Source organism: Corynebacterium phoceense (assembly GCF_900092335.1).
Lineage (GTDB): Bacteria > Actinomycetota > Actinomycetes > Mycobacteriales > Mycobacteriaceae > Corynebacterium > Corynebacterium phoceense.
In genome coordinates this window covers 424,162-437,330 of the sequence record NZ_LT596208.1, presented here as the reverse complement: position 1 = coordinate 437,330, position 13,169 = coordinate 424,162, and the positions used below count along the sequence as shown (strand labels likewise).

The 13,169-nt window shown below is 61.8% G+C and carries 10 protein-coding genes; 5 read left to right on the top strand and 5 right to left on the bottom strand.

Annotation, left to right across the window (positions count from 1 at the left end):
• The coding region (locus BN9444_RS06190) for a phosphoenolpyruvate carboxylase (RefSeq protein ID WP_141681569.1) at positions 1–1,664 on the top strand (1,664 nt) is incomplete at its 5' end.
• Positions 1,665–1,740: 76 nt separating this feature from the next.
• Here the strand turns inward: BN9444_RS06190 and BN9444_RS06185 are convergent.
• Positions 1,741–2,931 (bottom strand): saccharopine dehydrogenase family protein, encoded by a 1,191-nt coding sequence (locus BN9444_RS06185; protein WP_068801603.1) that lies wholly within the window; start codon positions 2,929–2,931, stop codon positions 1,741–1,743.
• Between the two features lie 172 nt (positions 2,932–3,103).
• Here BN9444_RS06185 and sucC point away from each other — a divergent pair, with 172 nt between their 5' ends.
• Complete coding sequence (sucC, locus tag BN9444_RS06180; RefSeq protein ID WP_068801602.1) at positions 3,104–4,318, top strand: ADP-forming succinate--CoA ligase subunit beta; 1,215 nt, start codon at positions 3,104–3,106, stop codon at positions 4,316–4,318.
• Between the two features lie 30 nt (positions 4,319–4,348).
• A complete protein-coding gene (sucD, locus tag BN9444_RS06175) occupies positions 4,349–5,266 on the top strand; it encodes a succinate--CoA ligase subunit alpha (protein ID WP_066484952.1) in 918 nt (305 codons plus the stop codon).
• 197 nt (positions 5,267–5,463) lie between these two features.
• On the opposite strand, the gene BN9444_RS06170 is transcribed toward sucD, so the two are convergent.
• From BN9444_RS06170 to BN9444_RS06155, 4 genes are all read right to left on the bottom strand, one after another.
• Positions 5,464–7,539, bottom strand: a complete 2,076-nt coding sequence (locus BN9444_RS06170; protein ID WP_068801601.1) for a M3 family metallopeptidase — start codon at positions 7,537–7,539, stop codon at positions 5,464–5,466.
• A gap of 45 nt (positions 7,540–7,584) precedes the next feature.
• Positions 7,585–7,959, bottom strand: coding sequence for a hypothetical protein (locus tag BN9444_RS06165; protein WP_066484959.1), 375 nt, complete (start codon positions 7,957–7,959; stop codon positions 7,585–7,587).
• A 288-nt stretch (positions 7,960–8,247) separates the two neighbouring features.
• Positions 8,248–9,735: an RNA-binding domain-containing protein gene (locus BN9444_RS06160; protein WP_068801600.1), complete on the bottom strand. Its 1,488-nt coding sequence runs from the start codon at positions 9,733–9,735 to the stop codon at positions 8,248–8,250.
• Between the two features lie 274 nt (positions 9,736–10,009).
• The gene (locus tag BN9444_RS06155) at positions 10,010–11,239 is read right to left on the bottom strand and encodes an amino acid permease (protein ID WP_233423556.1); all 1,230 of its coding nucleotides are present in this window, start codon (positions 11,237–11,239) and stop codon (positions 10,010–10,012) included.
• 281 nt (positions 11,240–11,520) lie between these two features.
• On the opposite strand from BN9444_RS06155, the gene BN9444_RS06150 reads away from it, so the two are divergent.
• Both BN9444_RS06150 and BN9444_RS06145 read left to right on the top strand, forming a co-directional pair.
• Entirely contained in the window at positions 11,521–11,805 is a 285-nt protein-coding gene (locus BN9444_RS06150; RefSeq protein ID WP_068801598.1) for a helix-turn-helix domain-containing protein, read from the top strand.
• Positions 11,802–13,055, top strand: a complete 1,254-nt coding sequence (locus BN9444_RS06145) for a type II toxin-antitoxin system HipA family toxin (protein ID WP_233423555.1) — start codon at positions 11,802–11,804, stop codon at positions 13,053–13,055. The genes BN9444_RS06150 and BN9444_RS06145 overlap by 4 nt, the downstream gene beginning before the upstream one ends.
• Positions 13,056–13,169 lie beyond the last annotated feature (114 nt).

The following is a 13,169-nucleotide window of genomic DNA, read 5'->3' as shown; positions in this document are numbered from 1 at the left end:
CCTCGGGTGCCGCGCCCGCCGAGCCATACGAGGGGCCCGCGGAGCTGCAGCATGACCTCGACATCATCGACCGTTCGCTGCGCCAGCACAATGACGACATCATCGCCGAGGACCGTCTGGCACGCCTGCGCGACGCTATCTCGACGTTCGGGTTCCACTTCTACACGCTCGACATGCGCCAGAACTCTGAGTCCTTCGAGGCCGTCCTCGCCGATATCTTTGCTGCCGCCGGTCTCACCGACGACTATGCTTCGCTCGACGAGACTGCCCGCGTCGAGCTTCTCGTGGGTGAGCTGGGTACGCCGCGCCCGTTGCTCTACCCGAACCACGCCCCGCTGGGCGAGCTCGCGGAGAAGGAGCTCGGTATCTTCCGCGCGGCTGCCGCGGCCGTCGCGAAGTTCGGCGAGCGCTCCGTCGCGCACTGCATCATCGCTATGACCGGTACCGTGAGCGACATCCTCGAGCCCATGGTTCTGCTCAAGGAGGTGGGGCTCACCCACGTCGACGTCGTCCCGCTCTTCGAGACCATCGATGACTTGAAGGCCGGCGCCCACATCCTGGAAGAGCTCTGGTCCCTGCCGTTCTATCGCGACTACCTGCGCGCTCGTGGCGACGTCCAGGAAGTCATGCTCGGCTACTCGGATTCCAACAAAGACGGCGGCTACCTTCAGGCGAACTGGTCGCTTTACGACGCGGAGCTCGAACTTGTCGAGCTGTGCCAGCGCCACAATGTTGAGCTGCGTCTGGCCCACGGCCGTGGCGGCGCCGTCGGCCGTGGCGGCGGCCCGACCTATGACGCCATCCTTGCCCAGCCCAAGGGTGCCGTCTCCGGTTCTGTTCGCATCACCGAGCAGGGTGAGGTCATCTCCGCGAAATACGGCGCGCCCGAGACCGCTCGCCGCCACCTCGAGGCCTTCGCGGCCGGCGCGCTCGAGGCCTCCCTCTTTGATACCGAACCCATCGCCGACCCAGAAGGTTCTTACGCGCTCATGCGCGAGCTCTCCGCGCGCTCCGGCGAAAAGTATCGTGAGCTCATCGGCGACCCGGGCTTTATCCAGTACTTCACCGAGTCCACTCCGCTCCACGAAATCGGCGACCTCAACCTCGGCTCCCGCCCCGCGGCCCGTAAGCAGACCACCGCGATTTCTGACCTCCGCGCCATCCCGTGGGTGCTCTCTTGGTCGCAGTCGCGTACCAACGTCCCCGGCTGGTTCGGCGTAGGCACCGCGCTTTCCGGTTGGGCAGGGGAGAACGCCGCGCGCTGGGATAAGCTGCGCGAGCTCTACCAGACCTGGCCCTTCTTCCGCGCCGTCTTGTCCAACATGGCGCAGGTCATGACCAAGGCGGAGATCGCCCTCGCGCGTCTCTACGCGAACCTCGTGAGCGACCAAGACGTGGCCGACCGCATCTACACGCTCATCGCTGACGAGTTTGAGCTCACCCGCGAGGTCTACCTCAAGGTCACCGGCAACGCGGACCTCACGGCGGAAAACCAGCGCCAGGCTCGCTCCCTGAAGCGCCGTTACCCGTACCTCCTGCCGCTCAACGCGGTCCAGCTTGAGCTGCTGCGCCGCTACCGCGCTGGCGACGACTCCTTCCTCGTCTCGAAGACCATCCAGGTGACGATGAACGGTCTCGCCACCGCCTTGCGCAACGCCGGCTAAGCCCGGGCGTAGCTGCAGAAGCTATCAACACAGCCCACAACGCGTCCCTCGCGGGGGCTGGGCGCTGTGGATGGGATTATTGGCGGACGCGGAATCGCATGCCGTGGGAATCCAATGCCTCTATATAAGGGGCGCCGAGCGCTGTTGCCGGCGTGAGGACGCCGCCTTCGCCAGGATGGTTCACGAGGGTGACGGCTGCTTCGGTGAGCATCATGGCGGTTGTCTTGTACCCTGGGTCGCCCTCGGCGGACACCTCGGTGACATAGACATGACCGTCTTCGTCTTTGCCGTAGTGGGCGATGGTGAAGCCACCCTTCTCAATGTCCTTGGGGCCGTCGCCTGGTTCGGGGATAAAGCGGGAGAGGGGCTTGCGCAGGCTGGGAATCATAATCAGTGCGAAGCCGGCGACTGTCGCGGCGTGGAGGAGCTGTGCTTTTGCTTGACCCAGGAGTCCTTGGCCGGTGGTCATCGCCTCGCGGTAGCGCAGGCGCTCGCCATAGGCGTGATTCATAAGCGAGTTGGAACGGCGCACGACGCGCGTATTGAACATGGCCATGAAGAATGGGCCGACCCATTGGCCCACGAGCTCGTCGTATTCCACGAAGCGGTCAGGCTCGGGGCCGAGGTCGGGCTCCTGCTTGTGGTCCGGCGAAAGGGAATGGGGGCTGTGGAGGATTGCGCCGCCCTTGGGCATGCGCTTCGCGTCGGCGCTGACTTCGCGCATGGAGTCGATCGTGCCGCCGGACAGGCCACCGGAGAGTCGTTCCACCGACATAGTGACCTCGGTGAGCGGGCGGTTCGCGTGCTGGTGGAGGTAGAACATGCCCATGTCGGAGGGAACGGAGTCGAATCCGCAGGAATGGACAATGCGGGCCCCGGTCTCCTGGGCGACCTCGTGCCAGTTGTCGATGCTGCGGCGGATGAAGAGCGCCTCGCCGCAGAGGTCTACGTAGCCGGTGCCGTTCTGGGCGCAGGCGGCGACCAGGTTATCGCCGTACCGCGTGTACGGGCCCACGGTTGTGATGATGACCTTCGCGCGCTTGGCGAGTGCGTCCATGGCTTTGGCGTCCATGGCGTCGGCAACGATGACGGGGTAGCCGAGTTTCAATCCGTTGACTCGCCCGGCACTGCGGGCGGCAAGCGCCACCTTGAGTTCGGGATGGTTCGCCTTGATATAGCGGGCGGTGGTTTTGCCGACGAAGCTCGAGGCTCCGAAAAGGATGATGTCAAAGTCGCGTTCCGACGTGAGATTTGTGTCCTGTGCCATAGCTGGTAAGTCTATCGAAGCGCGCGGGCATCGGGGTGGTGGCAGGGGAGGTTGAAGGGACGGGCAGGCATCAAAGATTAACTTCTTTGCCAATTTCTCTGCAAAAGATGCTCGCAAAATTTAGGATAGGTGAGGCATGACACACTTCTAAGAACTTGTGAACGGAGGAATTGTGGATCTCTACGAGTACCAAGCTCGTGACCTCTTCGAAGCGCATGGAGTCCCCGTGCTGGGCGGCATCATGGCGACCTCGGCGCTGGAAGTGCAACGTGCCGCGGCACAACTCATGAAGGCGGGCAGCGAGCTCGTTGTCGTCAAGGCCCAGGTGAAGGTCGGCGGACGCGGTAAAGCGGGCGGCGTAAAGGTCGCGCGTAGTCCAGAAGAAGCAGCAGCCGTGGCGGATGAGATTCTGGGTCTCGATATCAAGGGGCATGTTGTCCGCAAGGCGATGGTTGCCCAGGGTGTTGACATCGCTGAGGAGTATTACTTCTCGATTGTGCTCGACCGCACGAAGCGCCGGTACTTGGCCATGCTGTCCAAAGAAGGCGGAGTGGAAATCGAACAGCTCGCGCAGGAGCGTCCGCATGCGCTTATCCGCTGCAGCTTCTCGCCGCTCGACGGCATGACGGACACACTCGCGCGCGACATGGCGTACGAGGCCGGGTTCGATGAGGCGGATATCCCGCAGCTCGTGCCGGTCTTCAAGAAGCTGTACGAAGTCTACGTAGAGGAAGATGCCTCGCTCGTGGAGGTCAACCCACTGGTGAAAACCAACGATGGAAAGATTCTGGCGCTCGACGGTAAAGTCACCCTTGATGAGAACGCGAGCTTCCGCCATCCCGACCACGCTGAGTTGCAGGACTATTCGGCCACAGACCCGCTCGAGCTCAAGGCGCAGAAGATGGGGCTCAACTACGTCAAGCTCGACGGCAACGTCGGGATCATCGGCAACGGCGCTGGCCTCGTCATGTCCACGCTCGACGTCGTCGCGTACGCGGGGCACAAGCTCGCCGAGGGCGATGACGTCGCCGCCAAGCCCGCGAACTTCCTCGATATCGGTGGCGGCGCGAACGCGGAGGTCATGGCCAACGGTCTTGAGGTTATCCTCGGCGATCCCCAGGTCAAGTCGGTCTTCGTTAACGTCTTCGGCGGGATTACCGCCTGTGACGAGGTCGCCAAGGGCATCGTTCAAGCCTTTAAGATTCTCGCCGCCGATGGCATCGCGCCCAAGCCGCTCGTCGTGCGCCTCGACGGTAACAATGCGGAGCTGGGCCGGCAGATCCTCAAAGAAGCAGCGCTCGACCACCTCGAACAGGTCGACACCATGGATGCGGCTGCACTGCGCGCCGCGGAGCTCGCCTCCCGCACAAACCTTGTTGCTGTCTAACCCTATTCCGAGAACCAGAAAGAGATTTCTATGTCGATTTTCCTTGATGAAAACTCTGCCATCATCGTCCAGGGTATGACGGGTTCCGAAGGCATGAAGCACACCCAGCGCATGCTCGATTCGGGCTCTCGCATCGTCGGCGGTGTGAATCCCAAGAAGGCCGGCGAAGAGCTCGAGTTCAATGATGGCGTGACCATCCCCGTCTTCGGCTCCGTGCGTGAGGCCATGAAGGCCACCGGCGCGAACGTGTCTGTCATCTTTGTCCCCGCGAAGTTCACGAAGGCCGCAGTCGAGGAGGCCATCCACGCGGAAATGCCCCTCGTCGTCGTCATCACCGAGGGCGTGCCCGTGCGCGATACTGCGGAGTTCTTCGCGCTTGCCCGCGAGAAGGGCACCACCCGCATTATCGGCCCGAACTGCCCGGGGCTCATCACGCCGGGCGTCTCCAATGCTGGCATCATTCCCGCGAACACCGCGCCGAACCCCGGCAAGATCGGCCTCGTTTCTAAGTCCGGCACGCTCACGTACCAGATGATGTACGAGCTGGGTGACCTCGGATTTAGCACCTGCGTGGGCATCGGCGGCGACCCGATTATCGGCACGACGCACATCGCGGCGATCGAGGCCTTCCAAGCCGACCCGGACACCGAGGCCATCATCATGATCGGCGAGATTGGCGGTGACGCGGAGGAATACGCCGCCGAGTACATCCGCGACCACGTGACCAAGCCCGTCGTCGCCTATATTGCGGGCTTTACCGCGCCCGAGGGCAAGACCATGGGCCATGCCGGCGCCATCGTCTCGGGCGGTTCCGGCACCGCCGAGGGCAAAAAGTCCGCGCTCGAGGCCGCCGGCGTCAAGGTGGGTAAGACCCCCACTCAGGCCGCGGAGCTCATGCGCGAGATCCTCGTCGGCTCGTCCGCGAGCTTGACCTCGGCGAGCCGCTAGCTTTCCGATGCCGCCGCGCGCTGGGCCGTCCCTAGCGCGCAGCGTGGGCATGGCGTGAACATGCTGTTCACAGCCTCTATCAGTCGAATTTTCCGCGACTTATCGGTCGAATTTTCGGCGATTTATCGGTCGTATTTTCCGTCCTGAATCGGTCGAATTTTCCGTCTAGTCGGGCCTGTGTCGTTAGGCGTGTGCAGTTAGTCGGTGGCGCCGGACAGGCCGCGGCGGGCGAGCAGCGGGGCGACGTCCTTGTCGCGGCCGCGCAGCTCGCGGTAGGCCTCGGTGAAGTCGCGGGACGCGCCCTTGGACAGGACGAGGTCGCGGAAGCGCTGGCCGGCGGCGCGGGCGGCGGCATCGGAAGCCTCGGGGCCCGCGGCGTTTTCTTCCTTGAACCAGGAGAAGCCGTCGGCGTCGAGGACCTCGGCCCACAGGTAGGAGTAGTAGCCCGCGGAATAGCCGCCGGCGAAGATGTGATTGAAGTACGCGGAGCGGTAGCGCGGCGCGATGTGCGGGTTGTGCAGGCCAGCGTCGTCGAGGGCGGCGCGCTCGAAGGCGTCGATGGACTCTTGGGATGCGGCGATGGCGGCGGCATCGGCAGGCGTGAGGGAGTGCCAGGCAAGGTCGACGATGGAGGCAGCGAGATACTCGACGGTGCTAAAACCCTGACCGAAGGTCTGGGCCTCGCGGACCTTGGTGAGCAGCTCGTCCGGGATGACCTCGCCGGTCTCCACGTGGCGGGCGTAGCGCTTGACCATGGCCGGGTCGAGGGCCCAGTTCTCGTTGATCTGGGAGGGGAATTCTACCCAGTCGCGCGGGACGCGGGTGCCGGAGAAGGTGGGGTAGCGCACGTCGGAGAGCAGGCCGTGCAGTGCGTGACCGAACTCGTGGAAGACGGTGTGGAGCTCGTCTTGGCTCAAGCGTGGCTGGGAGCCGTCCGCGGGCTTGGTAAGACCCATGACGTTGACGATGACGGGCTTGGTGCCCAGCAGGTGGGACTGGCCCACGAACTCGCTCATCCACGCGCCGCCGCGCTTGGAGGGGCGGCCGAAGTAGTCGGTGAGCAGCAGGCCGATGCCGCTATCGCGATCAGCGGTGGGGTCTTGGCCTTCGTCGAAGACCTCCCATACGCGCACGCCCTCGGCGTAGCCTTCGAGGTCCTCGCGCGGGACGACGGTGATGCCGTAGAGGCGGTGGGCCGCGGCGAAGACTCCATCCTTGAGAACGCGGTCGAGAGGGAAGTACTGGCGCAGCTCGTCCTCGTCGAGGGAGAAGTCGCGGGCGCGAACCTGGGATTCCCAGTAGGCCCAGTCCGCGGCACCGAAGTCCTCGTTGTGCAGGGTGGCTTCCTCGGCGAGCAGCTTTTCTTCGCCGGCGGCGTTAGCCTCGGCGGCAGGGGCGAGCTCGACGAGCATGCGGCGGGCGGCCTCGGCGGTCTGCGCGGTCTCCTCGGCGATGACGTAGTCCGCGTGGGTGTCGTAGCCGAGCAGCTGCGCGCGCTCGGCACGCAGGCGCGCCATCTCGGTGAGCACGCTCAGGTTATTCTCGCTGCCGCGGGCGCGCGAGGCCTCATAGACCTTGGCGCGGGCGGCCGGATCGGCCAGGCGCGCGAGCTCCGACTGGACGGTGGGCAGCTCGAGCGGGAGCACGTAGCCGTCTTGGCCTACCTCGTTGGCGTAGGCCTTGGCGGCCTCGATGCGATCGGCGGGCAGGCCTTTGAGCTCTTCCGCGCTGTCGAAGTGCACGGCGCGCTCGCGGGTGGACGCCATGAGGTTGCGGCCGAACTCCTCGGAGAGCGCCGAGAGGCGCTGGTTGATGGTGGAGAGCTGCTCTTTCTCTGCCGCGCCGAGGTCCGCGCCCTGGCGCGCAAAAGTCCGCAGCAGGTGCGCGTGGAGGCGTTGCGACTCCTCGTCGGCCGGCGGGGTCGCCTCTTTGAGGCGGGCGTAGAGGACCTCATTCTGGTAGATCGCATCCGAATGCGCGGCGACCTGCGGCCAGACCTCCGCGGCGATCTCTTCCATCTCGTCCGTGACATCCGTGCCCGACAGGTTGCCGAAGATGGAAAGCACGCGCTCTAAATCCTGGCCAGCGCGCTCGAGGGCCTCGACGGTGTTTTCCCACGTCGGGTCGGCCGTGTTGTCGACGATGGCCTTAATCTCCTCGTCGTGGCGGGTGAGTGCCTCGGCGATGGCGGGACGGAAGTGCTCGACCTTAATCTCCGCAAACGGCGGGAGCTGGTAGGGGAGCGTGGAGGGGGAAAGAAGTGGATTAGTCATGCGACTAATCTACCGATTTCCTCGTACCGGCGGCAGGAGAATCCCTTAAAACACGAGCTGTTCGGGCCAAGGAAGTTCGACCTTGTGGTCGTCGAAAGGAGCGACTTCGAGCTCCACCGGAATTCCGCCTGCGATGTGCAGCAGCACCATCGCCTCGGGGCAATCGGCGGTGAGCACGTAATCGGAGCCTTGCGGGACGGCCTTGCCGTTGGCGTCGCGACGCGGCTCCGGCGGCTCTTCACCTGCCGTGAGATAGACCGTGGGGCACGTGCCACATCCACAGTGCTTGTACACCTTGAGTTCCGGCACGCGCGCAGCAATGGCCTTGCGCTGCTCCGCGCTCAAGGAATGCATGGCGTCCGAGGCATGCGCCAGCATGGCGTAGACGACGTCGGATTCAGAAGAAAACAGGGGACGCATGATTATGCCTTTCGTAGGGGGTGCAGGATTCATACGCTAGCAGGGGCCCTCGACATGGGTTGGTGCGTGCGGTGTGCGGCAGGGACGTGACCGTTAGAAGAGGAATTTTCTGCGTCAGAAGCAAGAAACAGGCAAAGAATTGGATTTTTGCATATATCCAGGTCATGGGCTCGGGGTTGCCGTGAAAACAGCGAATTAAGGCCAAAATCGAGGCTGGTGAGGTTAATGAAGCAAGAAAGCGATCTGGCAACAAAAGAAGTACGGTGTGTTGCAGTCGTGGAGGCCAGGTTAATTAATGCTGCTGGCCCAAAAGGGAACGTAGCGCAACGATCGGGCGCCTGCCGTGCGATCATAGGGCTTGATGAGTCCAGCATCTTCAGTGGCCTTGATGAGCCGGGTGGTTTGCCCCGCTTGAGAGTCTTTGAGACCGAAGCGTCGACGTACGGATGAGTTTGTGACCGGACGGTTCTCTAGAACGTTGAGACATGCATGTTGGTAGACGGCCTCTTCCTTTTCCTCCTGGCTCATTAGGGCGAAGGGGCGGTACGCGCTCAATGTCACGGTTGTTGCGCCGTTCGTGCGGATGAGTGCGGGCGGGAAGTGCGCGGCCTCGAGTGACTCGACGATACGGTCCCATCCGCTGCCGCGCTTCTCTACGAACTTAGCAAGCCGCAGCGCTTCGCCGAGGTGCGGATTGCGGGTCACAGAAGTTGAGTCGATGAAGCGTTGCGGGCTAACAAGTGGGGCTCCAGGATTGCTCACGTCGACGTGATCGCTGAAGATCTCGATGGTTAACGAGCTTCCGCGTGCCTCAAGGTCTTGGTGCATGAGAGCATTAGCGAGGACCTCACGAAAAGCCACGGTGGGGAGGACAGGGGTCTCGACGCGGCGACCGCTGGTGTCGATAGATTCTCCACCGGGCCGGATCGTGGCGAAGAGCTCCATAATGCGTGGGAATCCGAGAGCGTAGCCCTCGTCGATAGTCCATTCACGGAGGATGTTGGTGCGTGATGCGTCGCGAAAATGCATGACCCGCGGGGCGAGGGAGTGGAGGAGGGGGAACGCGGAGATGGAGCGCGCGTACATGAGCGCGGACCATGCCGGGATGCACCATCCTAGCTCGTGAGAATAAGTCACTGCCTTGGACTCACGGAGTCGATCGAGGAATGATTGCCCGGTTGAGGCGGGTATCTCAGTGCGGTTCGCGAAGAAGGCTTCCTCGGACAGATACTCGGAAACTTCCTCCGGTTCGAGGCCTTCGGCCACGTTGGAAGTCTCGAACTCAAACTGATTGATTTTCTGCCAAAGGGCGCGTTCATCACTAGGGAAATCAAGGAGGTCTTTGGTGTAACTTCCCTTGCGGAAGTAACGAGATTTGTCGTATGAATACGGGCTGGTGCGCGCGGCAGGCACGCGCAGGAGAACGACATTGTTGCCATTGATAACGGCTGATTCGAAGGTGAGATTGGGGGATGGCGTCACTACGCGAGTGAGCCATGGGAGTAGGTCTTCGTTGCCTTTGCCCTTGGCGGTCTGCCAGTCGAACGTCGTGCCCACGATGTCACGGGAGTCGCTGATTCCCCAGATGAGAAAGCCCGCCTGTTCGTCGTGGAGGGTCGCGGAATTGCCGAGAGCACAGACGTACTTGGCGATGTCGGGGCCGGAGGTGGCGGAGTTGACCTTGAATTCGATCCAAGGCATTTCTGCCGGCAGTTGGGTGAACCTGTGGATACGTGCGACAAGCTGATCGTGTGGTGTGGACTGCAGCGGGGCCATGAGCGATCCTTGGAGCTCGGTAGCGGATTGATTTTCACCAGTATAAAAGATGTGACTGTAGAAGCAAGAAGCAGGCAAAGAATTGTATTTTTGCATATATACAGGTCATGGGCTCGGGGGTGACGTGAAAACAGTAAATTCAGGCCAAAATCGAGGCTTGTGGGGTTAATGAAGCAAGAAAGCCTCTGAGTCGAGCAAAGAAGCCTGCGTTGTGTGGCAACGCGGAGACGCCGAAGCCCCGCATGGCCCCGGCGTCGGAAGGACAAACGAAACGCTAGAACATCGTGACCACGGTCGTGGCCAGCACAATGAGGCCCATGACCGTGACGAAGACGTTGGTGGCGCGGCCGCGGTACTGCTTGAGGGCTGGGACGTAGTGCACGCAGAGCATGGGCAGGAGGTAGGTGAGGAAGGTAAAGAAGATGCCGCCCACGAGCGTGATGAGGCTGAGAATCGAGGGGTTAAAGACTGCGGCCAGCGAGACCGTGACGAAGATAAAGAAGTACGTCCACAGGTCGAAGGCGCGGGGGCTAAGCCGGCGCGTGAGTCCCGGCATGGCGAGCTCTGCCAAGTACTGGGTGCCCTCGATGGTGCCCAGGGCGTGGCCGAAGTAGCTCGACGCCACCGCGCAGATGACGACGACGGGCGCCATGTAGGACAGGAACGGGTTGTCCGTGACGTTCGCGAAGTAGGAGAGGACGGGCAGGTTCTGAGCCTCGGCCTCAACCATGCCGTCGGCACCCATGGCCAGCGCGGAGGACCATACGAAGAACATGGTGAAGACCGTGAGCAGAATGGTCGAGTTGCGGATGACGCTCGTGGTGGGGCGGCCGTCCTTTTGCGCGGCGACGCAGAACTGCGAGATGGCCGCGACGTAAGCGAACGCGAAGACAAGCACCGGCAGGATGAGCAGGATAGACCTGAGGATACCCAGCGCATTATGGTCGCCGGCCTGCATAAAGGATGCGAAATCCCATTGCGGAATGAGGTAGAGGGAGACTGCGCCCAAGGCAAAGATGAGCGGGTAGACCACGAGATTCGCCGCGGCGAGCATCACCTTGTTGCCAAAGGCGAGCGCTGCCGTCATCAGCCCCACGCACAGCGGCGCGAGGATCCACCGGGAGATCTCCGGCCCGTGGAATTGGTTGACGATGAGGCTTTCCACCGTGTTCGTAATGGAGACGCCGTAGATGAGCACCACGGGGAAGACGGTGAACCAGTACATGGCCGCGAGCAGAATGCCCTTATTGCGCCCGAAAAACTTGGTGAGCACCATGAGCACGTCCGCGCCGGGAATAGGCGAGTGGTTCATGATCCACGAGAACGCATGGTGCGAGAAATACGTCATCGGGCCGATGAGGAGCGTCGCGATGAGCAGCGGGATAAAACCAAAGCTGCCGGCCGAGATAGGAAGGAAGAGGATGCCCGCGCCCACGGCGGTGCCGAAGAGCGTGATGGTCCACTGCGCATTAAAGGAGCGCTTGGACGTCGTTCGTTGATCCACTATGACCTACAATTCTTTGCCGGTTTTCTTTCGTCGGATAATGCTACTCATTGTTCGATAATGTCTTGGTTCCGCCCCGCTCAGCGGACGCGGCAAAGGTCATCTCCCTAGGGCGTTGGGTACGGGTTGGAGAGTGGGTTGTTCTGAGCGGAGTGGCGGCGGAGCTGCACAAACAAAAGGGTTAAGTAGATAATGGCGAGTATAATCGTCACAACTTCCTTTAATGGCTAGTATGGTCGTCATTAAAGATGGAAGGTTCCAGCTAGCGTGAGAAGGCAATAATGATTGGATATCGCATTGACCGTGAACTAAGGGAAATCGGGGAGTCCGTGCGCGGCTGGCGAATGGTGCTGGGGGTAACAGCGCAACAGGTGTGCGAGCGGGCGAATATATCCCGCGATACGCTGCGGAAAATTGAAAAGGGCGACGCCACCGTGTCGTTTCGCAATGTAGCCCAAGTGTTGCGTGCACTTGGGCTCCTTGACGCAGTGGTCACTGCGGTCGATCCCTTGGAAAGTGATCTTGGGCGTCTACGCGCTGGACGCCTTGAGAGAAAGAGGGCATGATGAGTGGAACAAGCAATGTCCTGGAGGTCTTCCGCGAGGACAAAGATGGCCTAATGCTCGTGGGGCAGGCCTTTTTTACCCGACGTCGCCGATCAGTATCGACGACGTTTGTCTACGATTCAGGTTTTCTCGCAAGCGGGAACATTGCCATCGACCCTAGTTTGCCGCTTGTTTCCGGTGCTCAACATTATCCGGGGTTGGTTGGCGCCTTTGGTGATAGCGCACCCGATAGATGGGGACGCAATCTCATCAATAAAGCTGTGAGGGCGGGGTATGCGGAAAATCTTCAGGCAGTGCGGGAACTTGATGAGCTTGACTATTTTCTTGGTGTTAGCGACAACACGCGACAGGGTGCTCTGCGTTTTCGCTGGCAGGGTACGGAAAATTTTCTTGGTGCCGATTCCTCTGTGCCACCGCTGATGGAATTGCCCGCATTGTTGGAAGCGGCGAGATCGGTCGTCAACGATGATGAACCACTCCACGCAGTGAAATTGTTGTTGGACACAGGAAGTACAGGTTTGGGTGGCGAACGGCCCAAAGCCGCGGTTCGTCTGGATGACGGGGCGCTCGGCCTTGCTAAGTTTCCCCACTCGGCGGATGAATGGGACGTGATGGCATGGGAAGCCACAGCGCTTGACCTGCTCGAAGCAAGTGGCGTCTCCGTTCCGCAACGTCGCCTTGTATCAGTGGGGAACCGACACGTTCTCATTGTGCGGCGGTTTGATCGTGATGAGATGGGCAACCGGCTCGGGTACATCAGCGCAATGACGGCCACTGGAAGCTCAGATGGTGAGCGCTTAGATTATCTCGATGTCCTCGACGCGTTGCGCGATCTCGCAGCAGCTCCTGACGCGCAGGCACGAGAGCTTTTTACACGAGTGGTGGTCAGCGTGGCATTGGGAAATACCGATGACCACCTTCGCAACCACGGGTTCCTTGAAAGAGAACGCGGCTGGGAATTGAGTCCGGTATTCGATGTGAACCCTCGGCCGGAGTTGGCACAGCCGCGGGCGACCTCAATTCTCGGTGAGGATCAGTTCCCTGCGGAAGTCGGCGTGTTGCGGGAGTTCGGGGCACTCTGTGGGATCGAAGGGGCTGCCTTCGAGGCAATCATATCGACTGTCGTGGAGGCTGTATCTCAATGGGAGGCCCGCGCCGCTGGACACGGAATCCGTCTGCGTGATCGTGACCTCATGCGCACGGCACTCGATGCTCGCGTGCTGGCCTTGCGTGACGTGCTCAGAAGCTAACAGCGTCGCCATTACTGGGGCTTGGACTCGCTGTATTCTGGCTCCATGACCACTCTCCGCAGCGCCGCCGTCGTGGGCGCCGGGCCCAATGGCCTCACCGCCGCGGCGGTGCTG

Coding starts and splice junctions, on each gene's coding strand:
- BN9444_RS06185 (WP_068801603.1), bottom strand. CDS start 2,931: ATGGCACAGGACACAAATCTCACGTCGGAACGCGACTTTGACATCATC.
- sucD (WP_066484952.1), top strand. CDS start 4,349: ATGTCGATTTTCCTTGATGAAAACTCTGCCATCATCGTCCAGGGTATG.
- BN9444_RS06170 (WP_068801601.1), bottom strand. CDS start 7,539: ATGACTAATCCACTTCTTTCCCCCTCCACGCTCCCCTACCAGCTCCCG.
- BN9444_RS06165 (WP_066484959.1), bottom strand. CDS start 7,959: ATGCGTCCCCTGTTTTCTTCTGAATCCGACGTCGTCTACGCCATGCTG.
- BN9444_RS06160 (WP_068801600.1), bottom strand. CDS start 9,735: ATGGCCCCGCTGCAGTCCACACCACACGATCAGCTTGTCGCACGTATC.
- BN9444_RS06150 (WP_068801598.1), top strand. CDS start 11,521: ATGATTGGATATCGCATTGACCGTGAACTAAGGGAAATCGGGGAGTCC.
- BN9444_RS06145 (WP_233423555.1), top strand. CDS start 11,802: ATGATGAGTGGAACAAGCAATGTCCTGGAGGTCTTCCGCGAGGACAAA.